The sequence below is a fragment of the Streptomyces sp. NPDC003035 genome, from assembly GCF_042888285.1.
Lineage (GTDB): Bacteria > Actinomycetota > Actinomycetes > Streptomycetales > Streptomycetaceae > Streptomyces.
Map to the genome: position 1 here is coordinate 1 of NZ_JBIAPJ010000016.1, position 26,211 is coordinate 26,211.

At 70.9% G+C, this 26,211-nt stretch carries 21 protein-coding genes and 2 pseudogenes; 6 read left to right on the plus strand and 17 right to left on the minus strand.

Features of this window, described 5'->3' with window-relative positions:
- Positions 1–164, minus strand: a pseudogene (locus ACFYV5_RS34550) (mandelate racemase/muconate lactonizing enzyme family protein); the annotation flags it as partial.
- Positions 165–470: 306 nt separating this feature from the next.
- Here ACFYV5_RS34550 and ACFYV5_RS34555 point away from each other — a divergent pair.
- Together ACFYV5_RS34555 and ACFYV5_RS34560 are read left to right on the plus strand one after the other, a co-directional pair.
- On the plus strand, positions 471–3,023 hold the full coding sequence (locus tag ACFYV5_RS34555) for an alpha-L-arabinofuranosidase C-terminal domain-containing protein (RefSeq protein WP_389175462.1): 2,553 nt from the start codon (positions 471–473) through the stop codon (positions 3,021–3,023).
- 100 nt (positions 3,024–3,123) lie between these two features.
- Positions 3,124–4,392: an FAD-binding protein gene (locus ACFYV5_RS34560; RefSeq protein WP_389175466.1), complete on the plus strand. Its 1,269-nt coding sequence runs from the start codon at positions 3,124–3,126 to the stop codon at positions 4,390–4,392.
- Positions 4,393–4,470: 78 nt separating this feature from the next.
- Here the strand turns inward: ACFYV5_RS34560 and araA are convergent, their stop codons facing one another.
- The 7 genes from araA to ACFYV5_RS34595 all read right to left on the minus strand — a co-directional run bounded on the left by araA (position 4,471) and on the right by ACFYV5_RS34595 (position 13,174).
- Positions 4,471–5,976 (minus strand): L-arabinose isomerase, encoded by a 1,506-nt coding sequence (gene araA, locus ACFYV5_RS34565; RefSeq protein ID WP_389175469.1) that lies wholly within the window; start codon positions 5,974–5,976, stop codon positions 4,471–4,473.
- Positions 5,977–5,987: 11 nt separating this feature from the next.
- Positions 5,988–6,659, minus strand: a complete 672-nt coding sequence (locus ACFYV5_RS34570; RefSeq protein ID WP_355113973.1) for an L-ribulose-5-phosphate 4-epimerase — start codon at positions 6,657–6,659, stop codon at positions 5,988–5,990.
- Between the two features lie 3 nt (positions 6,660–6,662).
- On the minus strand, positions 6,663–8,396 hold the full coding sequence (locus ACFYV5_RS34575; RefSeq protein ID WP_389175472.1) for a ribulokinase: 1,734 nt from the start codon (positions 8,394–8,396) through the stop codon (positions 6,663–6,665).
- A 68-nt stretch (positions 8,397–8,464) separates the two neighbouring features.
- A complete protein-coding gene (gene yjfF, locus ACFYV5_RS34580) occupies positions 8,465–9,445 on the minus strand; it encodes a galactofuranose ABC transporter, permease protein YjfF (RefSeq protein ID WP_389175475.1) in 981 nt (326 codons plus the stop codon).
- A complete protein-coding gene (locus ACFYV5_RS34585; RefSeq protein ID WP_389175478.1) occupies positions 9,442–10,506 on the minus strand; it encodes an ABC transporter permease in 1,065 nt (354 codons plus the stop codon). The genes yjfF and ACFYV5_RS34585 overlap by 4 nt, the downstream gene beginning before the upstream one ends.
- On the minus strand, positions 10,503–12,152 hold the full coding sequence (locus tag ACFYV5_RS34590; RefSeq protein ID WP_389175485.1) for a sugar ABC transporter ATP-binding protein: 1,650 nt from the start codon (positions 12,150–12,152) through the stop codon (positions 10,503–10,505). Before ACFYV5_RS34590 ends, ACFYV5_RS34585 begins: the two co-directional genes overlap by 4 nt.
- A gap of 50 nt (positions 12,153–12,202) precedes the next feature.
- A complete protein-coding gene (locus tag ACFYV5_RS34595) occupies positions 12,203–13,174 on the minus strand; it encodes an ABC transporter substrate-binding protein (RefSeq protein ID WP_389175488.1) in 972 nt (323 codons plus the stop codon).
- 325 nt (positions 13,175–13,499) lie between these two features.
- On the opposite strand from ACFYV5_RS34595, the gene ACFYV5_RS34600 reads away from it, so the two are divergent.
- Entirely contained in the window at positions 13,500–14,552 is a 1,053-nt protein-coding gene (locus ACFYV5_RS34600) for a LacI family DNA-binding transcriptional regulator (RefSeq protein ID WP_389175512.1), read from the plus strand.
- Between the two features lie 39 nt (positions 14,553–14,591).
- On the opposite strand, the gene ACFYV5_RS34605 is transcribed toward ACFYV5_RS34600, so the two are convergent.
- On the minus strand, positions 14,592–15,653 hold the full coding sequence (locus ACFYV5_RS34605) for a LacI family DNA-binding transcriptional regulator (RefSeq protein ID WP_389175491.1): 1,062 nt from the start codon (positions 15,651–15,653) through the stop codon (positions 14,592–14,594).
- A 346-nt stretch (positions 15,654–15,999) separates the two neighbouring features.
- Between ACFYV5_RS34605 and ACFYV5_RS34610 the strand changes: the two genes are divergently transcribed.
- The gene (locus ACFYV5_RS34610) at positions 16,000–16,881 is read left to right on the plus strand and encodes a DUF72 domain-containing protein (RefSeq protein WP_389175494.1); all 882 of its coding nucleotides are present in this window, start codon (positions 16,000–16,002) and stop codon (positions 16,879–16,881) included.
- A gap of 263 nt (positions 16,882–17,144) precedes the next feature.
- Positions 17,145–17,894, plus strand: coding sequence for a hypothetical protein (locus ACFYV5_RS34615; protein WP_389175496.1), 750 nt, complete (start codon positions 17,145–17,147; stop codon positions 17,892–17,894).
- A gap of 14 nt (positions 17,895–17,908) precedes the next feature.
- On the opposite strand, the gene ACFYV5_RS34620 is transcribed toward ACFYV5_RS34615, so the two are convergent.
- Positions 17,909–18,349 carry a hypothetical protein gene (locus ACFYV5_RS34620; RefSeq protein WP_389175498.1) on the minus strand — a complete coding sequence of 147 codons (441 nt, stop codon included), beginning with the start codon at positions 18,347–18,349 and terminating at the stop codon, positions 17,909–17,911.
- Between the two features lie 626 nt (positions 18,350–18,975).
- Between ACFYV5_RS34620 and ACFYV5_RS34625 the strand changes: the two genes are divergently transcribed.
- Positions 18,976–19,392 carry a CBS domain-containing protein gene (locus ACFYV5_RS34625; protein WP_355113993.1) on the plus strand — a complete coding sequence of 139 codons (417 nt, stop codon included), beginning with the start codon at positions 18,976–18,978 and terminating at the stop codon, positions 19,390–19,392.
- 162 nt (positions 19,393–19,554) lie between these two features.
- Here the strand turns inward: ACFYV5_RS34625 and ACFYV5_RS34630 are convergent, their stop codons facing one another.
- From ACFYV5_RS34630 to ACFYV5_RS34660, 7 genes and pseudogenes are all read right to left on the minus strand, one after another.
- Positions 19,555–19,833: a GlsB/YeaQ/YmgE family stress response membrane protein gene (locus ACFYV5_RS34630; RefSeq protein WP_355113995.1), complete on the minus strand. Its 279-nt coding sequence runs from the start codon at positions 19,831–19,833 to the stop codon at positions 19,555–19,557.
- A 209-nt stretch (positions 19,834–20,042) separates the two neighbouring features.
- Positions 20,043–21,272: a multiple monosaccharide ABC transporter permease gene (gene mmsB, locus ACFYV5_RS34635; RefSeq protein ID WP_389175503.1), complete on the minus strand. Its 1,230-nt coding sequence runs from the start codon at positions 21,270–21,272 to the stop codon at positions 20,043–20,045.
- 8 nt (positions 21,273–21,280) lie between these two features.
- Positions 21,281–22,840, minus strand: coding sequence for a multiple monosaccharide ABC transporter ATP-binding protein (gene mmsA / locus ACFYV5_RS34640; protein ID WP_355113999.1), 1,560 nt, complete (start codon positions 22,838–22,840; stop codon positions 21,281–21,283).
- Positions 22,837–23,946, minus strand: coding sequence for a multiple monosaccharide ABC transporter substrate-binding protein (gene chvE, locus ACFYV5_RS34645; RefSeq protein WP_389175507.1), 1,110 nt, complete (start codon positions 23,944–23,946; stop codon positions 22,837–22,839). The genes mmsA and chvE overlap by 4 nt, the downstream gene beginning before the upstream one ends.
- A gap of 2 nt (positions 23,947–23,948) precedes the next feature.
- Positions 23,949–24,917, minus strand: a complete 969-nt coding sequence (locus ACFYV5_RS34650) for a hypothetical protein (protein WP_389175509.1) — start codon at positions 24,915–24,917, stop codon at positions 23,949–23,951.
- 108 nt (positions 24,918–25,025) lie between these two features.
- Positions 25,026–26,036: an alcohol dehydrogenase catalytic domain-containing protein gene (locus tag ACFYV5_RS34655; protein WP_355114005.1), complete on the minus strand. Its 1,011-nt coding sequence runs from the start codon at positions 26,034–26,036 to the stop codon at positions 25,026–25,028.
- Positions 26,033–26,211, minus strand: a pseudogene (locus ACFYV5_RS34660) (mandelate racemase/muconate lactonizing enzyme family protein); the annotation flags it as partial. The pseudogene ACFYV5_RS34660 and the gene ACFYV5_RS34655, both read right to left, overlap by 4 nt.

The following is a 26,211-nucleotide window of genomic DNA, read 5'->3' on the forward strand; positions in this document are numbered from 1 at the left end:
TGGTTGGCCTCTGCCTCGCGCAGATAGCCGAGCAGGGCATCGGTATGACCCAGCATCCGGGTCTCGCCGACGCCCGTGAGGCCCTCGTCGGTATGGACCTGGACGTAGGTCAGGTTCCGCCACGGGGTCCCGACCACATGGGTGCTGATCCGGGTGATGCGCACGACAACGACTCCCTGTTGTTCGGTATTTCGTCATCCGTTCGAAATGCTGCCGTGACAGTACGGAGGGGGTGGGGCGGTGTCAACGGGCCCGCAGGTTCAGGGGGTTCGGGGTATACGCCGGGCCCTTGACCCGGCGAATGATGCGACCTAGCCTGCGACGGCCGAGATGGAGAACGGTGTTCGGCATGTCGAACACAGCGCAGGGTGACGGCACCGCGAGCCCTGAGACCAGCACCGCCCCGCACGTACACCTCCCCGCACGCCCCAGCCACGCATCCACCGAGCCGAAGGGAACCGGGAACACCCATGTCACGAGCGAGAAAGAGGATCACCCTCCTCGCCGGCCTGCTCGCCGCCGGCGTCCTGACCACCGTGCTGCCGGCCGGCGCGCAGAGCGCGCCGCCGCCCGAGCCCGCGGACTACACCCTCGACATCGACACGTCCGCCAAGGGACCCGCGATCGACCCGACGATGTACGGGGTCTTCTACGAGGACATCAACAACGCGGCCGACGGCGGCCTGTACGCCGAACTCGTCCAGAACCGATCGTTCGAGTTCGACCGCGTCGACAATCCCGCCTACCACCCGCTGACGGCCTGGACGCGAACCGCCTCGGGCGGCGCCGGCGGCTCCGCCCAGGTGGCCGACGACGACCGGCGCCTGCACGAACGCAACCGCCGCCACCTGCGCCTGGACCTCAACGGAGCCGGCGGTGAGAACGGCCGCTTCGGCGTCGTCAACAGCGGCTTCGCCGCCGGGATCGCCCTGCGGGCCGGGCAGCGCTACGACTTCTCCGTCTGGGCCCGTACGGACCGGGCGGCCGGCACCCCGCTCACCATCGCCCTCCAGGACGCCGAGGGCACCGCGCTCGCCGAACCGCTGACCCGTACCGTGCGCGGCGACCGGTGGACCAAGTACACCGGAACCCTCACCGCCCGCGCGACGACCGCCGCCGCCCGTCTCGCCGTCACCGCCGGCGGCTCGGGCACCCTGCGCCTCGACATGGTCTCCCTCTTCCCCCGAGACACCTACAAGGGCCGGCCGAACGGCCTGCGCAAGGACCTGGCGCAGAAGATCGAGGCCCTCGACCCCGGCTTCCTGCGCTTCCCCGGCGGGTGCCTGGTCAACACCGGCAGCCACCAGGCGTACGAGGCGCCCCACTACGAGCGCGCGCGTTCGTACCAGTGGAAGGACACGATCGGCCCCGTCGAACAGCGCGCCGCCAACGCCAACTTCTGGGGCTACCACCAGACCTACGGCCTCGGCTACTACGAGTACTTCCAGTTCTCCGAGGACATCGGCGCGATGCCGCTGCCCGTCGTGCCGGCCCTGGTCACCGGATGCGGGCAGAACAAGGTCACCGACGACCCGGCGCTGCTGCGCCGCCACATCCAGGACACCCTCGACCTCATCGAGTTCGCCAACGGCCCCGCCACCTCCCCCTGGGGCGCCAAGCGGGCCGCGATGGGCCACCCCAAGCCCTTCGGCCTCACCCACATCGAGGTCGGCAACGAGGAGAACCTGCCCGACGCGTTCTTCGAGCGCTTCACCCAGTTCCGCGAGGCCATCGAGAAGCGGCACCCCGAGATCACGGTCATCAGCAACTCCGGACCCGACGACGCCGGCCCGGTCTTCGACCGCGCCTGGGAGCTGAACCGGTCCGGGAACGTGGCCATGGTCGACGAGCACTACTACAACAGCCCGCAGTGGTTCCTGGAGAACAACGACCGCTACGACTCCTACGACCGCGGCGGCCCCAAGGTCTTCCTCGGTGAGTACGCCGCCCAGGGCAACCGGTTCTCCCACGCCCTCGCCGAGGCCGCCTTCATGACCGGCCTCGAACGCAACGCGGACGTCGTCAAGCTCGCCTCCTACGCGCCGCTGCTCGCCCGCACCGACAACCCGCAGTGGCGGCCGGACATGATCTGGTTCGACGGCACGCAGTCCTGGGGCAGCGTCAACTACGAGACGCAGAAGCTCTTCATGAACAACACCGGGGACCACGTGGTGCCCAGCCGCGCCTCCGGAACCCCCGTCGTCTCGGGCCCGATCACCGGGGCAGTGGGCCTGTCCACGTGGGCCACCAGCGCCGCGTACGACGATGTGCGGGTGACCGCCGCCGACGGGAAGGTCCTGCTGAGCGACGACTTCTCCGCCGGCCGCGACGCCTGGACCCACGCCACCGGGCGGGGCACCTGGACCGTGGAGAACGGCGCGTTCGTCCAGAGCGACACGGCCGCCACCGACACCATGGTCACCGCGGGCGACCCCGGCTGGCAGAACTACGACCTCAGGGTCAAGGCCACCAAGAAGGCCGGTGCGGAGGGCTTCCTCGTCGCCTTCGGCGTCCGCGACACCGGCAACTTCCACTGGTGGAACCTCGGCGGCTGGAACAACACCGTCTCCGCCGTGGAGAAGGCCACCGACGGCGGCAAGCAGACCCTGCTCCAGGACACCACCCGGATCGAGACGGGCCGCACCTACGACCTCCACGTCCAGGTCCGCGGACGCCAGGTCACCCTCTTCCTCGACGGTCGCGAATGGGGCCGGTTCACCGACGACAAGGTCGCCGAACCGTTCCGCCAGGTCGTCACGCGCGACGAGAAGACCGGTGAGCTGATCATCAAGGTCGTCAACGCCCAGCAGACCCCCGCCCGGACCCGGATCACCCTCCCCGAGGGCACGAAGACCGCGCCCCAGGCCAAGGTGACCACCCTCGAAGGCGACCCGGCCGCCGAGAACACCGCCACCGAACGGCCCGTGCGACCCCGGACGACGGTACTGAGGGACGTCGGCCCGGACTTCACGTACACCTTCCCCGCCCACTCGGTCACGTTCCTTCGCGTCAGGGCCCACTGACCGGAACGCACACAGATGGCACCGACCGCCGCGGCCGACGGGTTCCCCTGTCGGCCGCGGCGCCGTGCCCGAGACCACCGAAGGAACCAAGGGACAGACGATGACGACGAACGACACCGTGACCAACTGGGCCGGCAACATCACCTTCGGCGCGGAACGCTTCCACGCCCCCGCCTCGGTCGAGGAGCTCCAGGAGCTCGTCGCCGGAGGCAAGGCCGTGCGCGCCCTGGGCACCGGCCACTCCTTCAACGCGATCGCCGACACCCGCGGTGACCTGGTGTCCACCGCGCGCCTGCCTCGCGTGCTCGACATCGACCACGACAGCGCGACCGTCACGGTGAGCGCCGGGCTGCGCTTCGGAGAGTTCACCGGAGCCCTGCACAGGGCCGGCCACGCCCTGCACAACCTCGGCTCCCTGCCCCACATCTCCGTCGCGGGCGCCTGCGCCACCGGAACGCACGGCTCGGGCGACGGCAACGGCAGCCTCGCGACGGCCGTGCGCTCCTTCCAGTACGTCTCCGCCACGGGCGACCTGGTGACCCGGCGGCGCGGGGACGAGGACTTCGCCGGCTCCGTGGTCTCCCTGGGCGCCCTCGGCATCGTCACCCGGCTGACCCTCGACCTCGTGCCGGCCTTCGACATCCAGCAGTGGGTCTACGAGGGCCTGGCGCACGCGACCCTGCGGGAGCGCTTCGACGAGGTGATGGCCGCCGCGTACAGCGTCAGCCTCTTCACCGACTGGCGGGGCGACCACATCGACCAGGTGTGGCTCAAGCGGCGTGTCGGCGACGCCGAGGGGCCGGTACCCGGGCCCGCGCGGTGGCTCGGAGCCGTACGCGCCGACGGGCCGCGCCACCCCGTGCCCGGAATGCCGGTGGAGTCCTGCACCGCCCAGATGGGCCTGGCCGGACCCTCGCCGGACCGGTTGCCGCACTTCCGGCTCGACCACACGCCCAGCAGCGGTGACGAACTGCAGTCGGAGTACTTCGTCGCGCGCGAGGACGCCGTCGCGGCCTTCGATGCCCTGCACGCCGTTCGTGACCGGTTCGCCCCCCATCTCCAGGTCGGCGAGATACGGAGCGTGGCGGCGGACGACCTCTGGCTCAGCCCGGCCTGCGAACGCGCCTCGGTGGCCTTCCACTTCACCTGGCTGCCCGATCCGGCCGCGGTGCTGCCTGCCCTGCGCACCATCGAGGACGCGCTGGCACCGTTCGCCGCCCGGCCCCACTGGGGGAAGCTGTTCACGGTCGAGCCGGCCGTTCTGCGCGGGCTCTACCCGTGCTACAGCCGCTTCGAACGGCTGATGGCCAGGTGCGACCCCTCGGGGGTGTTCCGCAACGACCTGATCGCGCACCACTTCGCCGGGTAGCGCCCCAGGAAACGGAAACGGGCCGCGCCTCATGCGAGGCGCGGCCCGTCCGCTGTCCGTCCGGCTGCTCTTCTCAGTTCATCGGCCCTGTGCCATGCGGTAGTACGCCTGGTTCCAGCGGATCTCCTGGGTGAACCGCCGGATCACGGTGTCCGCGCCGATGGTCAGCAGCTCGGTGGAGAGGATGTCCGCGAGGTCCGCCAGTTCCTCCGTGCCGACGGCGCTCGACAGCACGGTGTGGTGCGGGGCCCCGGCCGTCAGCCACGCCTCGGTGGAGGTCCGCAGGTCGGGACGAGGCCGCCAGACCGCCCGCGCCACCGGCAGGTTCGGCAGCGGCTCGACGGGCTCCACCACGTCGATCTCGTTGGCGACCAGCCGGAAGCGGTCCCCCATGTCGGCGAGTCCCACCACCACCGCGGGGCCGGTGTGCGCGTCGAAGACGAGCCGGACCGGGTCCTCGCGCCCGCCGATGCCGAGTGGGTGGATCTCGCAGGACGGCACGCCCGCGGAGATGGTCGGACAGACCTCCAGCATGTGGGCGCCGAGTATCAGTTCGCGACCGGGTTCCAGGTGGTAGGTGTAGTCCTCCATGAAGGAGGTGCCCCCGGGCAGACCGGTGGACATCACCTTGAGGGTGCGCAGCAGGACCGAGGTCTTCCAGTCGCCCTCGCCGCCGAAGCCGTAGCCGTCGGCCATCAGGCGCTGCACCGCGAGACCCGGAAGCTGCCGCAGCCCACCGAGGTCCTCGAAGTTGGTCGTGAAGGCGCGGAAACCCCCGGCGTCGAGGAAGCCGCGCATCCCCAGCTCGATGCGGGCCGCGTAGCGCAGGGACTCGTGGCGGTCCCCGCCGGCCCGCAGTTCCGGGGCGACCCGGTAGATCTCCTCGTACTCCTTCACCAGTTCGGTGATGTCGGCGTCGGCGACCGCGTCGACCGTCGCGACCAGGTCGTTGACCCCGTAGGTGTTGACGGACACGCCGAAGCGGAGCTGCGCCTCCACCTTGTCGCCCTCGGTCACCGCGACATCGCGCATGTTGTCGCCGAAGCGGGCCAGCTTGAGGCCGCGCAGCTCGGCCGCGCCGGCGGCCGCCCTGGCCCAGGAGCCGATCCTGGCGGCCACGGACGGGTCGCTGACGTGCCCGGCGACCGTCTTGCGGGCGACACCCAGGCGGGACTGGATGTACCCGAACTCCCGGTCGCCGTGGGCGGCCTGGTTGAGGTTCATGAAGTCCATGTCGATGGACGACCAGGGGAGCGCGACGTTCGCCTGGGTGTGGAGGTGGAGCAGCGGCTTGCGCAGCGCGTCGAGTCCGGCGATCCACATCTTGGCCGGGGAGAAGGTGTGCATCCAGGCGATGAGACCGACGCAGGCGTCGTCGGCGTTCGCGTCCAGGCAGACACGCCGGATCGCGTCGGCCTCGGTGAGGACCGGCTTCCACACGACACGGACCGGAATGCCGCTGTCACCGCCGAGCGCGTCGGCTATCCGCCGCGACTGCTCGGCCACCTGCCGCAGGGTGTCCTCGCCGTACAGGTTCTGGCTGCCCGTCAGGAACCAGATCTCGCGTGCCTCGAGTGACGTCATGGGAAAGCTCCTCACAGGGCAGCGCGCGGCTGGCCGTACACGTTCTGGTAGCGGTAATTGAGACGGTCGATGTCGTCCTGCGCGATCGGCAGCGGCTCGCCGAGCTGACGGGAGATGTGGACGGTACGCGCCACGTCCTCGCACATCACGGCCGCCTTGACGGCCGCCTTGGCGTCCTTGCCGAGGGTGAAGACGCCATGGCTCTTCATCAGGACGGCGGGCGACCGGTGGCCCCGCAGCGTCTCCACGATCCCGCGGCCGATCGAGTCGTCACCGATCAGCGCGAACGGCCCCACGGGGATCTCGGCGCCGAACTCGTCCGCCATCGCGGTCAGGACGCACGGCACCGCCTCGCCGCGCGCCGCCCAGGCGCTGGCATAGGTGGAGTGCGTGTGCACCACGCCGCCGACCTCGGGCATGTGGCGGTAGACATAGGCGTGCGCGGCGGTGTCGGACGAGGGCGCGTGCTCCCCCTCCACCACCTGTCCGTCGAGGTCGCACAGGATCATGTTCTCCGGGGACAGTTCGTCGTAGGCGACACCGCTGGGCTTGATCACCATGAGGTCCTCGCCCGGGACGCGGGCCGAGACGTTGCCCGCCGTCCAGACGACGAGCTGGTAGCGGACCAGGTCCTGGTGCAGGTCGCTGACCTGACGGCGCAGCAGATCGATGGGTGACGGCATGAGTCAGACCTCGCTGTCGGGGGTGGTCGGGGCGAGCTGGGGTGTCGCGGCGGCCGGGTCGGGCACGGCGCTCAGGGCGCGGTTGCGCAGCGCGCGCAGGCGGTGCATCTGCCCGTCGGGTCCGGTGCCGAAGTGGTCGTGCAGCAGCCGGTACTCGGCGTACAGCGCGTCGTACGCGTCGGCCCGCGCCGGGTCCGGCCGGTACACCGCGCGGTCGACCCGGCCCATGGCGGAGGCGGCGGTGCGCACGTCCGGGTACGCGCCGGCGGCGACCGCGGCGTGGATGGCGGAGCCGAGCGCCGGGCCCTGGGCGGAGACGGCGAGCGAGACGGGGCGGCGCAGCACGTCGGCGTAGATCCGCATCAGCAGGGCGTTCTTCTTCAGCCCGCCGGTGACGATGAACTCCTCCACGGGCACGCCGCCCTGCTCCAGGGCCTCGACGATCGTGCGGGTGCCGAAGGCAGTGGCCTCAAGGAGGGCGCGGTAGACCTCCTCGGGGCGGGTCGCCAGCGTGAGGCCGACGACGACGCCGGAGAGGTGGTGGTCGACCAGGGGGGAGCGGTTGCCGTTCATCCAGTCGAGGGCGACCAGACCGTGGCCGCCGACCGGCTGGTCGGCGATCCGGCGGGTGAGCAGCTCGTGGAGGTCCTCGCCGTTGGCCTCGGCCTCGGCCGCGTACTCGGCGGGAACGCCCTGCCGCAGCCACCAGGCGAAGATGTCGCCGACCGCGCTCTGCCCCGCCTCGTAGCCGTACGCCCCCTCGACGATGCCGCCGTCGACCACCCCGCAGATGCCCGGCACGTCGGCGAGCGTGGCGCCGTTGACGACGTGGCAGGTGGAGGTGCCCATGACGGCGAGAAGCCGGCCGTTCTCCACGGCCTGCGCGGCGGCGGCGGCCACATGGGCGTCGACGTTGCCGGCCGCGACGGCGATGCCCTCCGGCAGACCGGTCCAGGCGGCGGCCTCGGCGGTCAGCGATCCGGCCCGCGAGCCCAGCGGCGAGAGCGGGTGCTCCAGGCGGGTGCGGGCGAAGTCGGCGAAGTCCGGGTGCAGCGCGCCGAGATACTCCTCGCTCGGGTAGTGGCCGTCCTGGTGGATGCCCTTGTACCCGGCGGTGCAGGCATTGCGGGTCTCGACACCGGTGAGCTGCCAGACGATCCAGTCGGCGGCCTCGATCCAGCGGTCGGTGACGGCGTAGGTCGCCGGGTCCTCCTCCAGTACCTGCAACGCCTTGGCGTACTGCCACTCGGCGGAGATCTTCCCGCCGTAACGGGAGATCCACTTCTCGGCGCGCGCGTGGGCGAGGCGGTTGATCCGGTCCGCCTGGTCCTGGGCGGCATGATGCTTCCACAACTTGGGCCAGGCGTGCGGGCGGTCCCCGAGCCCGCTCTCGGCGAGCGGGGTGCCGTCGCCGCGGACGGGCAGGACGGTGCAGGCGGTGAAGTCGGTGGCGAGGCCGATGACGGCGGCCGGGTCGACGCCGGCGGCGGCGACGGCGGCGGGGACCGCGTGGCGCAGCACCTCGCGCCAGTCCTCGGGGTGTTGCAGGGCCCAGTCGGGCGGCAACCGGGTACCGGTGGTGGGCAGGGCACGGTCCATCACGCCGTGGGGGTACGTGTGGACGGCGGTGCCGACCTCCTCGCCGTCGCGCACGCGGACCACCACGGCCCGGCCGGAGAGGGTGCCGAAGTCGACACCGACGACGTACTGATCCGGCTCCCGGGTGGGAGGAGTCACGGTTGCTTTCACATCCTTCGTTCTTCGTTACGGAGCTGGTGGTACGGAGCCGGCCGGTGGGCACGGGCTCATGTCCGGCGACGGCCGGTGATCAGTCGCTGGAGGAGAATGAAGACGAGGAGCAGCCCGCCGATGACGATCCGGGTCCACCAGGAGCTGAGCGTCCCCTGGAAGCTGATGATCGTCTGGATGAGCCCCAGGACCATCACGCCGAGGGCGGTGCCCAGGACGAAGCCCGAGCCGCCGGTGAGCAGCGTGCCCCCGATGACGGTCGCGGCGATGGCGTCGAGTTCGAGGCCGACGCCGTGCAGTCCGTAGCCGGAGAGCATGTAGAAGGTGAGCAGTACGCCGCCGAGGGCGGAGCAGAAGCCGCTGATGGCGTACACGGCGATCTTCGTTCGGGCGACCGGCAGGCCCATGAGGAGGGCGGACTGCTCGTTGCCGCCCAGGGCGTACACGTTCCGGCCGAGCCGGGTGCGGTGCAGGACGACGAAGGCGGCGAGCAGCACCAGCAGGGCGATGATGACGCTGGGGGAGACGAACAGGCCCCCGGGCAGCGGCAGTCGGGTCTGGGCGATGGCGACGAAGGCCGGATCGTCGATCGAGATCGACTCCGTGCTGATGGTGTAGCAGAGCCCGCGCGCGAGGAACATCCCGGCGAGGGTGACGATGAACGGCTGGATGTCGAAGGTGTGGATCACCCAGCCCATCAGCGTGCCGGAGAGGGTACCGATCGCCAGGACCAGCGGTATGACCAGCAGCGGCGGCCAGCCGTGCTGCTGGACGAGCCAGGCCGCGACCATGGTGGAGAGGGCGAGCATCGCGCCGACGGAGAGATCGATGCCGCCGGTGAGGATGACGAAGGTCATGCCGACGGCCACGACGAGCAGGAACGCGTTGTCGATGAGCAGGTTCAGCAGGACCTGTCCGGAGAAGAACCCTTCGTACTGGACCGAGCCCGCCGAGAACATGATCACCAGCAGCGCGGCGGTCACGAGCAGCGGGACGAACGCCCCGTTGCGGCGGAAGGTGTCGTTGAGGGTGCTCATGCGCCGACCTCGTGCTTCGAGACGTTCCGGGGGACGTTCCGTCCCTGTCCGGAGTGCGGTGACGGGCGGGACGGCGGGCGGCGCCGCAGGCCGACCCTGGCGCGGAACGCCGACGACTGGACGAGGCATACGGCGATGACGACCAGCGCCTTGAAGATCAGCGTCGTTTCCGGGGGAATGCCCATCGAGTACACGGTGGTGGAGAGCGTCTGGATGGTCAGCGCGCCGAGCACGGTGCCGCCGAGGGAGAAACGCCCTCCGGTCAGCGCGCCGCCACCGATCACGACGGCGAGGATGGCGTCGAGTTCGATCCACAGGCCGGCGTTGTTCCCGTCGGCGCTGGAGACGTTGGAACTGATCATGAGACCGGCGACGGCGGCGCACACCGCGCTGAACACGTACACGAGGACGAGCAGCCCGGTGGCCCGGATGCCGGCGAGCCGACTGGCGGTGGGATTGCCCCCGACGGACTCGATGAGCAGACCCAGGGCCGTACGACGGGTGAGCAACCCGGTGAGGACGACCAGGACCGCCGCGAGGACGACGGCGAAGGGCACCATCAGCCAGTGTCCGCCGCCGATCATCTTGTACGGGGCACTGGACACCGTGATGATCTGGCCGTCGGTGACGAGCTGTGCCACACCGCGGCCCGCCACCATCAGGATGAGGGTCGCGACGATCGGCTGGACGTCCAGGGTGGCGACCAGGAAGCCGTTGATCAAGCCGAGGGCCAGAGCGACGGCGAGGGAGATCGCGACGGCTTCGAGCACCGTCGACAGCGCGCCCGGCCGGGCGGAGGTGGCGATGTGTTCGCAGGCCAGCGCACCCGAGATGGCCACGGTGGAACCGATCGACAGATCGATGCCACGGGTGGCGATGACCAGCGACATGCCCAGCGCGACCAGCACGAGTGGCGCGCCGAACTGGAGGATGTCGATCAGGCTGCCGTAGAGGTGGCCCTCTTCGACGCGGATGCTCAGGAAGGCGTGGTTGAAGGCGACGTTGGCCAGCAGAAGGGCGAGCAGTACGGCCGCCGGCCAGAACAGGCGGTGCTTGGTCATGTCTGTGCTCCGGTGGCGATGGTGGCCATGACGCGTTCCGGCGTGAGGGTGCCGTCGTTGGTCAGCGTGGTCACCAGGGAGTGGTCGCGCAGGACGCCCACACGATGGCTGAGCCGCAGGACCTCTTCGAGCTCCGCGGAGATGAACAGCACGGCCATGCCGTCACCGGACAGCCGTCGCACGAGCCGCTGGATCTCCGCCTTGGCGCCGATGTCGATCCCCCGGGTCGGCTCGTCGAGGATCAGCAGCTTGGGGTCGGTCAGCAGCCAGCGGGCCAGCAGCACCTTCTGCTGGTTGCCGCCGCTGAGGTTGCGCACCTGTGTCTCGGGGTTGGCGGGGCGGATGTCCAGGGCGGAGATCCAGTGCCGGGTGAGCTCGTCCTGCCTGCTCCGGGAGAGCGGCCGGGCCCAGCCGCGTGCGGCCTGGAGGGCGAGGACCAGGTTCTCCCGGACGGTCAGCTCGCCGACGAGCCCTTCGCCCTTGCGGTCCTCCGAGCAGAAGGCGATCTTGCGGGCGATGGCGGCGCGCGGGGTACGCAGGACGGTGGGGCGGCCTTCGACGGAGAGGGTGCCCTCGTCGCTCTGGTCGGCCCCGAAGAACAGGCGGGCCACTTCCGTGCGGCCGGAGCCCAGCAGCCCCGCCAGACCGACGACCTCGCCGGCGTGGACGTCCAGGTCGAAGGGGGCGATGGAGCCGCGGCGGGCGAGGCCCTCGGCCCGCAGGAAGGCTTCCTGTCCAGCGGCCTTCCCGCTGCCGCCGTCCCCGGCGACGGTCCCGTCGGCGTCCGCGGCAGCGCGGTCCCCGGTCGCCGCGCCCTCGCCGGCGCCCGTCCGCACGGCGTCGGAGAGCGCGTCGAGTTCCACCAGCTCGCCGCCGATCATGCGCTGGACGAGCTCCACGCGGCTGAGGTCACCGATGGCGTACTCGCCCTCCAGGCCTCCATTGCGCAGGATGGTGACGCGGTCGCAGATGTCGTAGACCTGGTCGAGGAAGTGGGTGACGAAGAGAATCGCGACCCCCTTGTCCCGCAGCCGGCGCATCACCGCGAACAGTTGCCGGACCTCGTCGCGGTCGAGGCTCGAGGTCGGCTCGTCCAGGACGAGGACCTTCGCCGAGATGTCGACCGCCCGTACGATCGCCACCAGTTGCTGGACGGCCAGGGAGTGGCTGTTCAGCGGGGCGGTGACGTCGATGTCCAGATCGAGGCCGAGATCGCGGACGAGTGCGCGGGCGCGCCGGCGCAGCTCCGGCCAGTCGATCAGGCCGAAGCGGCGCGGCTCACGGCCGATCAGGATGTTCTCCGCCACCGACAGATTGGGGCAGAGGTTGACCTCCTGGTACACGGTGCTGATGCCCGCCTGCTGAGCCTGGAGCGGGCCGGTGATACGGAGTTCCTCGTCGTCGAGCGTGAAGGTGCCACCGTCCGAGGGGTGGACGCCCGTCAGCACCTTGATGAGGGTCGACTTGCCCGCGCCGTTCTCGCCCATCAGCGCGTGCACCTCCCCGGGGAAGAGGCGCAGGTCGACGCCGTCGAGAGCGACGACCCCGGGGAACTCCTTGCGGACGCCGCGTAGTTCGAGGACAGCGGACCGGCCGGTGTCGGCCTGCGCGGTCCGGGACCTGTGAGTGGTGGGAGGGCCTGACATCCGCCCGTCCTCTCGTGTCGTGTGCCGGTCTTGCCGTCGTGGGGCGGGGATCAGTACGAGCGGCTGGGGAGGGCGGCCGCGGCCTGGTCCTGGGTGAAGACGCCTTCGGTGACCTTCACCCGGGTCGGGACCGTCTCGCCCTTGGCGACCTTCTTGGCGAGCTCCATCAACTGGTCGCCGAGGAGCGGGTTGCACTCGACCAGGACATTGATCTTGCCGTCGGCCATGGCCTGGAAGGCGTCCTTGATGCCGTCGACCGAGATGACCTTGATGTCGGTACCGGGCTTCTTCCCGGCCTCCTCGATGGCCTGGATCGCACCGAGCGCCATGTCGTCGTTGTGCGCGTACAGGACGTCGATGTCGGGCTGCGACTTGAGGAACGCCTGCATGACCTCCTTGCCCTTGGCGCGGGTGAAGTCGCCGGTCTGCGAGGCCACGACCTTGAACTTCGGGTCGCCCTTGATGACGTCCGCGAAGCCCGAGCGGCGGTCGTTGGCGGGGGCGGAACCGGTGGTGCCCTGCAGTTCGACGATGTTCACCGGCTCGTTCCTGCCCTTGTACTCGCCGACCAGCCACTCGCCGGCCTTCTTCCCCTCCTCGACGAAGTCGGAGCCGAGGAAGGTGCGGTAGAGCGAGGTGTCCTTCGAGTCGATGGCGCGGTCGGTCAGGACGACCGGGATCTTCGCGTTCTTCGCCTCCTTGAGCACGGTGTCCCAGCCGGACTCGACCACCGGCGAGAAGGCGATGACGTCGACCCGCTGCTGGATGAAGGAGCGGATCGCCTTGATCTGGTTCTCCTGCTTCTGCTGCGCGTCGGAGAACTTCAGGGTGACGCCCGCGCTCTTCGCCGCGTCCTGGACGGACTTGGTGTTGGCGGTCCGCCAGCCGCTCTCCGCGCCCACCTGGGCGAAGCCCATGACCAGGCGGCCGTCGCCGCCGCCCGTGGAGTCGGTGGAACAGGCGGTCAGGAAGGAGGCGGCAAGCAGTCCTGCCGCGAGGGTGGAGACAACGCGCTTGGTCATGTGCGGTTCCTCTCGTGCTTCGACACACACCGGGACAGCGGCGGCCGGCGGCCGGTAGCCGTGCGGGTGGTGCGGGGAGGGCGGCGGGGGGCCGACCTGATGAGCGGTTCGACGGGGCGGTCCGGTCGATGAAGGCGACCGCCGCGGCAGTATTGTGAGCGCTAACAAAGCGTGCGCACAAGGGATCTGCGCCCCGTTATGGATTCGTCACCACACTGCGAGGGGCGTAAATGTGGGCGCTAACATCACCTTGGCGCCGACCGTCGTCGCCCGCCGCCTCGCCGGACGCGCGGACCCCGCGCGCCGGACCGACCACCCCAGGGAGATGCCCGTGCGCCCGTCCGCCGTGGACCGGCCCCCGACGATGGCGGACGTCGCCCGCGTAGCGGGTGTGTCGCACCAGACCGTCTCCCGTGTCCTGAGCGGCCAGCCCCACGTACGCGACGCCACGCGCACGAAGGTCCAGCGGGCCGTCGAAGCCCTGGGCTACCGGCGCAACTCCGCGGCCCGCGCCCTCGTCACCCGCCGCACCCGCACGCTCGGGGTCATCGCCGTCGGCACCGCCTTCCACGGACCGGCGAGCACCCTCTGCGCGCTGGAGGAGGCGGCGCGCGAGCAGGGATATCTGGTCTCCGCCGTCGGCCTGCGCACCATGGGCCAGGGGGAGTTCGCGCGGGCCATGGGCCACCTCGGCGAATGGGGCGTCGAAGGCGTCGTGGTGATCGGCTCCCAGCGGCAGGCCGCAGAGGCGCTGGCCGAGTCGTCCTCTCCGTTCCCCGTCGTGACGGTGCAGGGCGGGCGTGGCCTGCCCCACCCCGGCGTGTCGCTCGACCAGCGCCTGGGGGCGCGGCTGATCACCGAGCATCTCCTCTCCGCCGGGCACACGACGGTGTGGCACGTGGCCGGTCCGGCGGACTGGCTCGAGGCGGAGGAGCGCACGGCCGGCTGGCGCGAGGCGCTGGAGGCGGTGGGAGCCCCGGTTCCGCCCGTCCTCGTCGGGGACTGGAGCCCACTCTCCGGATTCCGTATCGGTCAGCGGCTGGCCGGGAGAATGGGCCCGTCCAGTGGCCCGGACCCGGAGCTCACCGCCGTGTTCGCGGCGAACGACCAGATGGCGCTGGGGGTGCTGCGCGCGTTCGGCGAGAACGGCGTACGGACTCCGGCGGACGTGGCGGTCGCCGGGTTCGACGACATCCCGGAGGCCGAGTTCTTCCCGCCCCCGCTGACCACCGTCCGGCAGGACTTCGGGACGATCGGCCGCGCCAGCATCCAGCTCCTGATCGAGCGCCTCGACGGCGTGGCCGGACGGGACGCGCATGTGACCGTCGCGCCCCAGCTCATGATCCGTGCCAGCACCGCTCGTCCCCGTGCCGCGTGAGTCGCTGTCGCGGTCGTGGTCACGCCGGCTGGACGTATGTCAGGAGGAGGCCGGGTCCCGCCGTCGGGCGGTGCTGGCGCGCGCGATGAGCTCCGGCTGGACGGTGACGAACTCCGTGCCCGTTGCCCGGCCCTCGATGTGGTCCAGCAGGAGAGCCACACCGCCGCGCCCGATCGCGCCGAAGTCCTGGCGCACGGTGGTCAGCGGCGGCGGGAAGAACTCGGCCTCCGGGATGTCGTCGAACCCCGCGACCGCCACGTCCTCGGGGGTGCGGATGCCCGCCTCGCGCAGGGCGCGCAGCACTCCCAGCGCCATCTGGTCGTTCGCCACGAACACCGCCGTCGGACGGTCCGCCCCGTTCTGCCCGCCGGCGGCCGCGTGCCCCGCGAGCCGCTGGCCGGCACGGTAGCCGGACAGCGGGCTCCAGTCGCCCCGCAGTACCTGCGGTACTGGCGCCCCGGCCGCCCGCAGCGCGCTCTCCCAGCCGGCGGTCCGCCCCTCGCTCTCCGCCCAGTCGCGCGGTCCGGCGACGTGCCAGACCGTGCGGTGCCCCGCGGCGAGCAGATGCTCGGTGACCATACGGGCCCCGAGGGCCTGGTCGAGCGAGACGTCCGGCAGGTCGAGCCGGCGCCCTCCCTCCACCGTCACCACCGGGAACGGGGTCCGCAGAGCGGCCAGGGCCCGCACCGTCTCCTGCTGGGACGTGAGCGCGATGACACCTTCCACACCCCAGGCGGTGAGATGGTCCATGGCCTGGGTGAGCGCGGTCGGCGTGGCCGTGCGCAGGGTGACCGTCGCCACCACGTACCCCCGGTCCCGCGAGGCCTCCTGCACCCCGGCAAGGATGCTCGCGGGGCCGTGGAGCGCGGTGTTGAGGGCGATGACGCCGAGCGTGTGCGTGCGGCGGGTGACCAGCGCGCGGGCGGCGGAATTACGCCGGTAGCCCAGGCGCGCGATCGCCTCGTTGACGCGGACGCGCGTCGCCTCCCGTACGTTCGGGTGATCGCTCAGCACCCGCGACACGGTCTGGTGCGACACGCCGGCCTCGTGAGCGACGTCCGCCATGGTCGGCGCCTTCGGGGCGTCGGCGGGCCGTGGCACTCCGGTTCCTCCTGCGGGTCACTGGGTGGGCTGTCACCTTACGGTACTCGCCCCCGGAGCCGCGGCGGCGCCCGTCCCGCGGCACGTAGGCCCCCGTGAACGGGCTGTCCAGCCCGTTCCCGCCGAAGCCGGCGAACGCCTGCCGGCCCGCGTCGAACGGCTCGTGCCGAGGCAGACCGGCGGGCGCGGTCGGTCGCCGTGGAGGGGGTCCGTGTCCGCGGGAAAGCCGGTTGACGAACCGCCAGGGGCGAGGTGCGCGGCAGCGGTCGCCTCGGCGGCCCTGGCCGCGGCCTCCTCCGTGTGCGAGTCGGTGATGTGGTCCGCTCCGAGCGGGTAGGCGGGCAGCATGGGCGAGATCCTGATCGGTACATGTTCCTGGACGGACAAGGCACTTGTGAGCAGCGGGTGGTATCCGCCATCGCGGCGCGACGCGGAGGGACGGCTGCGGCACTACGCGGAACAGTTCCCCGTCGTGGAGGTCGACGCCACCTACTACGCCGTCCCCAGCATGCGCAACAGCCTGCTCTGGGCCGAACGCACCCCGCCCGGCTTCCGCTTCGACGTCAAGGCGTTCTCGCTGCTCACCGGCCATCCGACCCGAACGGCCGCCCTGCCCCCCGATCTGCGGGGCGTGGGGCGCGACAGCGGCGATCCCGGGCTCCTGGACGAGGTGTGGGACCGTTTCAGCGGCGCTCTGCGGCCGCTGCGGCAGGCCGGCCGGCTGGGCACCGTGCTGTTCCAGTTCCCTCCGTGGTTCACCCCGGGCACACGGGCGGAGATCCTGCTCCACGGTGCCAGGAAGCGCGCGGCGCAGTGGCCCATGGCCGTGGAGTTCCGGCACCCGGACTGGTGGAGGGACGACCACCGGGCGCGTACCACCGCGCTGTTGAAGGACCTGGACGTCGCCGCCGTGGCCGTCGACACGGCCCAAGACCTGCCCACCTCCATACCCCCGGTCACCCCGGTCGCCTCCCGGGAGCTCGCCGTCGTCCGCTTCCACGGCCGCAGTACGACCTGGGGCACCGGCAGCAAGGAGGACCGCTTCCGCCACACCTACGCGGGGGGCGAGCTGGAGGAGTGGCTGCCCCGTCTCACCTCCCTGGCGGCCGAGGTCGAGCAGCTCCATGTCCTGTTCAACAACTGCTGCGCCGACGCCGCGGTGCGCGCCGCCGAGTCCATGACGCGTCTGCTGGCTTCTCACGGAGATCGTCGGGCCGCCACCGGCTAGGACATGTCCGGGCGAACTCGCTGGGGTGATCGTTTCGTGACGTGCGCGGGGGCAACCTTCCGCGCGGCAGTGATGTCACGTGGTCATGATCAGACGTCTGGCCCGCGCCGCCGTGGTGATCGCCGCCGCGCCGAGGCTTCGCCGCGATCCGCGGCGAAGTCCGCCCGGCCGCGGGCAGCTATCTCGTCGACCGGCAGCAGATCCACTACCGCGCCGCCTCTTCGGGCTACTGGCTCGCGTACAGCAGCGCCGACACCCTCGCCATGGGCGACAGCAACAACCCTCTCGACCACCCGCGAGGCACCGACAGCCCGGTCGGCGGCACACTCCTGGAAGGGATCGGCGGCGCGGAGGCGACGGCGCAGCAAGGCGGGCCCGCAGGAGGCCGCACGTATCGGGCGGAGCTGCCGTTCTCGGTGGCGTGGAACCTGTTCCCGGCGGACCTTCGCAAGGAACTGCACGTGGAAACGGGCACCGTGGCCCCGCAGCGTGCGCTGGCACTGACCCTCTCCGTGGACGAGCGGGGCAGAATCACCCACGGTCGGGTAGATCTGTCCCGCCTCCTCAGGAAGGACAGCGGCCTCGCCGACGTCACGTCGCTGACGATGGAGCTCACCCTCACCGGGCACGGCGCGTCGAAGCCGGCCCCGGCCCCGGCGGGAAGCGTCCGCAAGGCGGCCGAGGCCGTGCTGCCCATGCGCGACGTGAAGGACGGTGGCTGCGTCGACTTCGACACCGGGCAGCGCGCTGCTCACGTGGTCGTCGGCGTGCCCTGCTCCGGACCGCACGACGCCCGCGTCTTCACGCAGATCCCGCTGCGATCCGGCGCCACGGCGACCGCGACCCAGGAACGAGCCGACACTGCCTGCTCCTTCGCACACGACGTGGCCAGGCCCTCATGGGTGCCGAAGACGGCGGAGATCTGGTCCTGGTGGACGCCGGGCGACACCTCGGCGGCCGACGACAACGGCCGGGTGACCTGCTACCTGACCACGAAGCGAGGCGACTCCTAGCCGACAAACCCCCGCTAGGAGGGGCGAAGAACGGGATCGATCTCTTCCAGGCTCTCGTGCAGCCGACGGGCCCCCCGGGCAACACGATCATCGGTGTCGCCCGACATCTCCTCACAGAGCCGTAGCGCCTCGTCCAGGTCGTCCGAGACGATACTGAAGACATCGACGATCGCGGTGTGGATCCAATCGGCGTGGTTGTCGTCGGCGACTGCCAGTGCGGACGCGACTATCGCCAGTCCGGCCCTGTCCTTTCGCCGAAGCAAGCCCTCCGCGGTCCGCCGGGTGACGAAGGTGTCACCCGGGTCGAGCACAAGCCCCAGCAGCGGCTCTACGGCCTCCTGCATCTCGGCGAACCCTGCCAGGCTGTGACCGGCATCCGCCCGGTCACGCCAGTCATCGCTTCGCGCGAGTTCGCCAAGCGTCACCACGACCGCCCGCCGCAGGTCACTGTCCACGACCGCTCCACAGCGTGACAGTCCGCAGCCACGGCAGACCAGGCGTCGCGGCACGAACAACGTCCGACCGCTGGAATCGGAGGCTTCGGGCACCGGAACGACACGAGCGGCCTCCGCGCAGCCGGGGCATCGCACGATGATCGGACGGCCGGTCGCCTCCCATGATCACTAGGTCCCAGATCCACCCGCCAGAGAGGGTCGCCGCACGGGTGACCGGCTCTCGGGCTGAACCGTCGCCCAGGCCGCTCAGGCGGCGCGCAACGAGCTGAAGTCGACAGCACGGTCCGCTTCCGCCAGACACTGTGCAGCCACCTGCCTGACCTCCGTGGGCACGTCACCGCGTTCCCGGAGGAGAGCCGAGTAGATCGGAGCGTCGCTTATCGCCTGGCCCATAAGTTCGTGCTGGTTCATGCGGTGGTTCTCCCCGTGGCGGAATCGGCTAGCGAGTGTACGGGGGCCGCGTTCGCGTCCGGGCGGTGGGGTCGCGATCCGGTCAGTGGGCCGTCCGCCGGGTGGAGAGCCGACATGGGGCGTTACTCGAAGCACATGTGCGGGCAGGCGTGTCTCATCCCGCCCATATGGGTGCGGAACATTGCGTAGGTGAAGAAAACAGGGAGGCTGCCCATATGACGACCGCTCGCGAGATCATGACAGAAGGCGCGGAGTGCATCGGCGCCGAGGAGACGGTGCTCGACGCGGCGAAGAAGATGACCCGGCTGGGGGTGGGCGCGCTGCCGATCTGCGGCACGGACGACAAGCTCAAGGGGATGCTCACCGACCGCGACATCGTCGTGAAGGTCATCGGGGTCGGTAAGGACCCGGCCGAGGTCAAGGCCGGCGACCTGGCCCAGGGCGAGGCTGTCACGATCGGAGCCGACGATGACGCCGAGGAGATCCTGCGGACCATGATGTCGCACAAGGTGCGTCGTCTGCCGGTGATCGACGGGCACCGCTTGGTCGGCATCGTCGCCCAGGCCGATGTCGCCCGCGCGCTCCCGGACCCGAAGGTCGGCGATCTGCTCGAAGCTCTCTCCACGGACTGACAGCCGTCCGCTCGGAGCACGCCACCCGACATCGTCATGACCCTGCTGCCGGGTGGCCGGCGCCGGCCGACAAGAACCGCTCCGTACACGCCGACGGCTCCCGCCCCGTGAAGCAGGGGAGGGAGCCGTCCGGGTGTACCGGAGGCGGGTGCCTCCAGCGGGTCACGCGTGGCGGTGCGAGTGCCGGTTGCCGGTGAAGAGGCGATAGAGGGCGAGCAGGATGACGGAGCCGACGATCGCGGCGATCCAGGTGGAGAGGTCGAAGAATCCGTCGATGGAGTCGACGCCGAAGATCACCTTGCCGAGCCAGCCGCCGAGCAGGCCGCCGACGATGCCGATCAGCATGGTGACGATGATGCCACCGGGGTCCCTGCCCGGCATCAGGGCCTTGGCGATGGCGCCGGCGAGCAGGCCGATGAGGATCCACGCGATGATGCCCATGGTGTTTCTCCGCTTCGTCGTGCAAAGGCTGTGTCTCTTCAGCGTCTGCGCCAATCGCGCCCGAACAAACGTCCCCTCCGAAACGGGTAGTCCTTCCGGCTCGTGATCCAAGGGCACACCGCGGTGCGGCGCGGGGTTGCAGCAGCGCCTCTCCTCCGCCGGCCGCCGACGAACCCGTGACCGATGCCGCGCCCAGCGACCGCCGGCCCCTAGCGGCCCGCGCGCCGCTTGTTCCACACGTCGAAGCCGACCGCCGCGAGCAGCACCAGCCCCTTGATGACCTGCTGGTAGTCCGTGCCGATGCCCACCAGCGACATGCCGTTGTTCAGGACGCCGAGCACCAGCCCGCCGATCACGGCGCCCGTCACCGTGCCCACGCCGCCGCTCATCGAGGCGCCGCCGATGAAGGCCGCCGCGATCGCCTCCAGTTCGAAGTTCAGGCCCGCCTGCGGCGTGCCCGCGTTCAGCCGTGCCGCGTACACGCAGCCGGCCAGAGCCGCCAGGACCCCCATGTTCACGAAGACCAGGAACGTGACCCGCTTGTCCTTGACGCCCGAGAGCTTCGCCGCCGCCTTGTTGCCGCCGAGCGCGTACACATGGCGTCCGACGACCGCGTTGCGCATCACGTACCCCAGGCCGATCAGGAGCGCGCACAGGACGAGCATCACCACGGGGACGCCGTGGAAGCTCGCCAGGGTGAGGGTGAAGGCCACGATCGCCGCCGTCATGGCCACGCACTTCAGCACCCACAGCCCGGTCGGCAGCACGTCGAGCTCGTACGCCGTCTGGCGCCGGCGGTCGCGCCACTCCCGCAGCAGCAGGAAGACGACCGTGACGAACCCGATGAAGAGCGTCGGGTTGTGATACTGGGTGTACGGCCCCATCTCCGGGATGAAGCCCTTGGCGATGTTCTGGAAGCCCTCGGGGAACGGCGCCAGCGAGCGGCCCTCGAGGAAGATCTGGGTGAGCCCGCGGAAGAGGAGCATCCCCGCGAGGGTCACGATGAACGACGGGATGCCGAGATAGGCGATGAAGTAGCCCTGCCACGCGCCCGCGACCGCCCCGACCAGCAGGGAGAGGACCAGGGCCAGCACCCAGGGCATGTCGTGACGGACCATCATCACCGCGGACAGCGCGCCCACGAACGCGGCCAGCGAACCCACGGAGAGATCGATGTGGCCGGCGATGATGACGATCATCATGCCTATGGCAAGGATGAGGATGTAGCTGTTCTGCTGGATGAGGTTGGAGACGTTGTTCGGCAGCAGCAGCGTGCCGTCGGTCCAGATCTGGAAAAGGACGACGAGGAAGACGAGCGCGACGAGCATCCCGTACTGGCGCATGTTCGCCCGCAGGGTCCGCACGAGCAGGGCGCCGGCCGACGAGGGTGCCGGACGCGGCGTCACCGTGTCCTTCGCGGAGGGGGTCGTGGTGGTCATGGCGGGCCTCAGCTCCTGCTCATGGTCATGTGACGCATCAAGGTTTCCTGGGTGGCCTCGGCGCGGGCGACCTCACCGGTCAGCCGGCCCTCGGCCATCGTGTAGATCCGGTCGCACATCCCGAGGAGCTCCGGCAGCTCGGAGGAGATGAACAGCACGGCCTTGCCCTGCGCCGCGAGCCGGTCGATGACGGTGTAGATCTCGTACTTGGCGCCGACGTCGATGCCGCGCGTCGGCTCGTCGAGGATCAGCACGCGCGGGTCGGCGTGGATCCACTTGCTCAGCACGACCTTCTGCTGGTTGCCTCCCGACAGCCGCCCGACCTGCTCGAACACGGTCGGTGTCCGGATGTTCAGGGTGGTGCGGTACCGCTCGGCGACCTTGCGCTCCAGATGCTCGTCGACGGCTCCGCGCCGCCGCATCCCGGCGAGGGAGGGCAGCGAGACGTTGCGGTGCACGGTGTCGTCCAGATGGAGCCCGTAGCGCTTGCGGTCCTCCGTCACGTAGGCGAGACCGGCCTCGATCGCGGCGGGGACGCTCCCGGTCGCCGCCTCCCGGCCGTCGATCTCCACCGACCCCGCGACGTACCGTCCGTAGGAGCGGCCGAAGACCGACATCGCGAGTTCGGTGCGCCCCGCGCCCATGAGGCCCGCGATCCCGACGATCTCGCCCCGCCGCACCGTCAGCGACACGTCGTCGACGACCGTGCGCCGCTGGTCGACCGGATGGCGTACGGTCCAGCCGCGCACCGCCAGCGCCACCCGGCCCGCGTCCTCGCCCTCGTACGCCGTCCGCTCGGGGAAGCGGTGGTCGAGGTCACGGCCGACCATGCCGCGGATGATCCGGTCCTCGGACAGGTCGGGCGCGGCGTCCGGGGCCGGCCGGACGGGCAGGGTCTCGATGGTGCGGCCGTCGCGCAGGACGGTCACCGTGTCGGCGATCCGCCGGATCTCGTTCAGCTTGTGCGAGATGACGACGGAGGCGATGCCCTCCGCGCGCAGCTCCAGGATCAGTTCGAGGAGCTTCGCGCTGTCCTCGTCGTTGAGCGCCGCCGTCGGCTCGTCGAGGATGAGCAGCCGTACCTCCTTGGACAGCGCCTTGGCGATCTCCACCAGTTGCTGCTTGCCCACGCCGAGGTCCGCGACGGGGGTGTGCGGGTTCTCGTGCAGCCCGACCCGTTCGAGGAGCCGCTTGGCGCTGCGCAGGGTGTCGTTCCAGTCGACGATGCCGCGCCGGGCCTGTTCGTTGCCGAGGAAGATGTTCTCGGCGATCGACAGATGGGGGACGAGGGCGAGCTCCTGATGGATGATCACGATGCCCCGGCGCTCGCTCGCCCGGATGTCCTTGAAGGACACCCGCTCACCCTCGAAGCGGATCTCACCCGTGTAACTCCCGTGCGGGTGAACGCCGCTGAGCACCTTCATCAGCGTCGACTTGCCCGCGCCGTTCTCCCCGCACAGGGCGTGTATCTCGCCGGGGCGGACGGTCAGGTCGACGTCGCTGAGCGCGGTGACGCCCGGGAAGGTCTTGGTGATGCCGCGCATCTCGAGCACGGGCGGCCGGCTCATGAGAGCTGTCCCGCGGTGAAGTACCCCTCGCGGACGAGAAGCTGGGTGTTCGACCGGTCGATGCTGACCGGGTCGAGGAGGTACGACGGTACGGTCTTCTTGCCGTTGTCGTAGTCCTTGACGTTGTTGACCTCGGGCTTCTTGCCGTTCAGCACGGCGTCGCCCATGGCGACCGCCCGCGCGGCCAGCTTGCGGGTGTCCTTGAAGACGGTCTGCGTCTGCTCCCCGCGGATGATGGACTTGACCGAGGCCAGCTCGGCGTCCTGGCCGGTCACGATGGGCAGGGGCCTGCTCGCGGTGCCGTAACCGGCGCTCTTGAGGGCGGAGATGATGCCGATGGAGATGCCGTCGTACGGGGAGAGGACCGCGTCGACGCTCTCCTCGCCGTAGTTCTTGCTGATCAGGTCGTCCATCCGCTTCTGCGCGGTGCCGCCGTCCCAGCGCAGCGTGGTCGCCTGGTTCATCTTCGTCTGGCCGCTGCGGACGACGAGCTGTCCGCTGTCGAAGTACGGCTGGAGCACCTTGAGCGCGCCGTTCCAGAAGTACCGGGTGTTGTTGTCGTCCGGCGAACCCGCGAACAACTCGATGTCGTACGGCTTGCCCGTGCCCTTCGCGGGGGCGCCCAGCTTCAGCCGCTCGACGATGTACCGGGCCTCCAGCTCGCCGACCCGCTCGTTGTCGAAGGAGGCGTAGTAGTCGACGTGCTCGGTGCCCATGATGAGCCGGTCGTACGAGATCACCGGGATGCCCGCGTCATGGGCGCGCTGGAGGACCTCGGTGAGCGCGGCCCCGTCGATGGCGGCGATCACCAGGAGCCGGCGCCCCTTGGTGATCATGTTCTCGATCTGGGCGATCTGGTTCTCGACCTTGTCGTCGCCGTACTGCAGGTCGGTCTCGTAGCCCGCCTGCCGGAACTGCTTCGCCATGTTCTCGCCGTCGGCTATCCACCGCTCCGAGGCCTTGGTCGGCATGGCGAGCCCGATGGTGCCGCCCTTGCCGGCGTCGGGCTGGTAGCGGCTGCCGCCGCGGGCCTCCTGGCCACAGGCGGTCAGCAGGGTGGTGAGCAACGCGGCCGCGGCCGCGGCGCGCAGGGTGCGGGTGCGCATGGTCAGTTCCCTTCGGGGGTGGGGAAGCGCCGGAGCTCGCCCGGCAGCCGGGAGCCGAGCGGGGACATGCCCCCGTCGGCGCCGTGCCGGGCCAGCAGATCGAGGACGAGCCGCCCGCGCCGGACGCGCTCGAGTGCGGTGGCCAGGGCGTGCTCGCGCAGATGGGCCCCGTACGGATAGATGCCGGGGGACTTGCTGAGGCCGAACTTCAGGTAGAGCGGGGCCCCGCGCCGGATCAGCTCGGCGGCCTCGTACATCCGGACGAAGCCGCCGAGGTCGTCGGGCGCCTCGATGTAGAGGTCCATCGGGGCGCGGCTGGCCCGGCGGATCTCGGTCAGGTGGGCGAGGGTGAGATCGGAGGGGATGTTGAGGGAGTCCGCCCCGAGGTGCTCGTGGACGACGTACGCGGCCGGGTTGACCGGGCCGATGAGCGCGGACACCTTGAAGGTGGTGTCGGCCGGGAGCAGGCCCGCGACCCGCAGCCGGTGCAGGGTCCACAGCACGCCCTCGTCGGCGACGAGGAGACAGCGGACCCCCAGGGCGGTGGCGCGCAGGGCGTCCTCCACGCAGCCGGCGAGCGCGTCGTGGCCGCGGGCGCGCGGCCCGGCTCCGCCGGAGTCGGTACGGGTGGCGGCGCCGATGTCCCAGCTGCCGCGGGGGCCGGTGAACAGACAGAGCTCGACGTCCCGTTCGGCGCAGGCGTCCACCATCTCGGCGATCTCGTCGTCCGTGAGCATCCAGACGCCGCTGCCCTGGCTGATCCGGTGGACGGGGACGTCGAGCCGGGAGCTCTCCTTCAGGACGGCCGCCAGCGCCTCGGGTCCCTCGACGGAGGGGATCTCGGTGCGCCAGGTGCCGCCGTCGGGGAAGGTGTGCGGCGAGGCCTCGGCCGGGTCCGCCGGCGGCACGGGATGTCCGATCCCGGCGAGCGCGGCGGCGCCGGGACGGCGAGGTGCGGAGGACGTGGGCACAGGACTCCTCTGTTCGGCATACCGGACGCTGTCCGGATCGTGGGGTGTACGGCGGTACGGGGTCGCTCGGGACTCCCGTACCGCCGTACGGCTCTTCGTCACGCCCCGTCAGGGGCGCAGCAGCACCTTGCCGGTCCGGGGATCGCCGCCGCCGACCAGGGCGATGGCCTCCTCGAACCGTTCCAGCGGGAACTCGTGGCTGATCAGCGGCGCCGGGTCGAGCAGCCCGAGCCCGAAGGCCCGTACCGCGTCCGCCCAGGCGGCGGACGGCGCCCCGAAGACGCTGCGGATCTCCAGCTGGCTGAGCGAGAGATGGACGGGATCGATGCCGATCGCCCCGGGTGCGAACACCCCGGTCAGGACGACCCGGCCGCCCCTGCGGGCCAGCAGGCAGGAGGAGGCGGCCGTGGACGGCGCCCCGGCCGTTTCCACCACCAGATCGAAGCGGCCGGCCGCCGCCGCGGCCTCGTCCGGGTCCAGGGCCTGGCTCGCCCCGTGCCGCAGCGCCTGCTCGCCCCGCGCCGCCCGCGGGTCGACGACGGTCAGTTCGGCCGGCGAGGACGCGGCGAGCCACTGCACAGCGAGCAGACCCAGCGTGCCGGCGCCGACGACGGCGACCCGCTCGCCGGGACGCGGGCGCCCGGCGCGCACGGCGGCGGCGACCACGGCCGCGGGCTCCAGGAGCGCGGCGGCGCGCAGGTCCGCGCCCTCGCGCAGCAGGTGCAACAGCCGGACGGGGACCACCACATGGTCGGCGAACGCGCCCGGCTCGGTGAAGCCGGTCTCGGCGTACCCGGCCGTGCACAGGCTGGTCTCGCCGCACCGGCACCGCTCGCAGGTCCCGCAGGCGCGGAAGCCCTCCGCGACGCATCCGCGCCCCAGGAGAGAGGCGTCGACGCCCGGCCCCACCGCCTCCACGGTGCCGGACCATTCGTGGCCGGGGGTGACGGGGTAGCGGACATAGGCGGGGTCGCGGTGTCCGTCGTACAGCTCGCGGTCGCTCATGCAGACACCGGCGGCGGCCACCCGGACGCGTACCTCGCCGGGGCCGGGCTCGGGTGTCTCCCGTACCAGCAGACGGTGTTCACCCGGCTTCCCGACGACGATCGCGCGGCTCACTTCGGTGCCCTCCGCTCCCAGCCCTCGGCCCAGAGGTCGAACCGGGCCTGCTGCTGCGGGAACTCGGCCGCGGCGTCCACGTCCAGCTCGACGCCGAGTCCGGGCGCGTGCGAGAGAGGGAAGCAGCCGGTCTCCGGGTCGATCTCGGGGGCGCCGGTCACGATCTTCTTGATCT

What these genes read in the sequence shown, in the direction of transcription:
- ACFYV5_RS34555 (WP_389175462.1), top strand. Translation starts at nt 471, where the DNA reads ATGTCACGAGCGAGAAAGAGGATCACCCTCCTCGCCGGCCTGCTCGCC.
- ACFYV5_RS34560 (WP_389175466.1), top strand. Translation starts at nt 3,124, where the DNA reads ATGACGACGAACGACACCGTGACCAACTGGGCCGGCAACATCACCTTC.
- araA (WP_389175469.1), bottom strand. Translation starts at nt 5,976, where the DNA reads ATGACGTCACTCGAGGCACGCGAGATCTGGTTCCTGACGGGCAGCCAG.
- ACFYV5_RS34570 (WP_355113973.1), bottom strand. Translation starts at nt 6,659, where the DNA reads ATGCCGTCACCCATCGATCTGCTGCGCCGTCAGGTCAGCGACCTGCAC.
- yjfF (WP_389175475.1), bottom strand. Translation starts at nt 9,445, where the DNA reads ATGAGCACCCTCAACGACACCTTCCGCCGCAACGGGGCGTTCGTCCCG.
- ACFYV5_RS34585 (WP_389175478.1), bottom strand. Translation starts at nt 10,506, where the DNA reads ATGACCAAGCACCGCCTGTTCTGGCCGGCGGCCGTACTGCTCGCCCTT.
- ACFYV5_RS34590 (WP_389175485.1), bottom strand. Translation starts at nt 12,152, where the DNA reads ATGTCAGGCCCTCCCACCACTCACAGGTCCCGGACCGCGCAGGCCGAC.
- ACFYV5_RS34595 (WP_389175488.1), bottom strand. Translation starts at nt 13,174, where the DNA reads ATGACCAAGCGCGTTGTCTCCACCCTCGCGGCAGGACTGCTTGCCGCC.
- ACFYV5_RS34600 (WP_389175512.1), top strand. Translation starts at nt 13,500, where the DNA reads ATGCCCGTGCGCCCGTCCGCCGTGGACCGGCCCCCGACGATGGCGGAC.
- ACFYV5_RS34610 (WP_389175494.1), top strand. Translation starts at nt 16,000, where the DNA reads ATGGGCGAGATCCTGATCGGTACATGTTCCTGGACGGACAAGGCACTT.
- ACFYV5_RS34615 (WP_389175496.1), top strand. Translation starts at nt 17,145, where the DNA reads ATGGGCGACAGCAACAACCCTCTCGACCACCCGCGAGGCACCGACAGC.
- ACFYV5_RS34625 (WP_355113993.1), top strand. Translation starts at nt 18,976, where the DNA reads ATGACGACCGCTCGCGAGATCATGACAGAAGGCGCGGAGTGCATCGGC.
- ACFYV5_RS34630 (WP_355113995.1), bottom strand. Translation starts at nt 19,833, where the DNA reads ATGGGCATCATCGCGTGGATCCTCATCGGCCTGCTCGCCGGCGCCATC.
- mmsB (WP_389175503.1), bottom strand. Translation starts at nt 21,272, where the DNA reads ATGACCACCACGACCCCCTCCGCGAAGGACACGGTGACGCCGCGTCCG.
- mmsA (WP_355113999.1), bottom strand. Translation starts at nt 22,840, where the DNA reads ATGAGCCGGCCGCCCGTGCTCGAGATGCGCGGCATCACCAAGACCTTC.
- chvE (WP_389175507.1), bottom strand. Translation starts at nt 23,946, where the DNA reads ATGCGCACCCGCACCCTGCGCGCCGCGGCCGCGGCCGCGTTGCTCACC.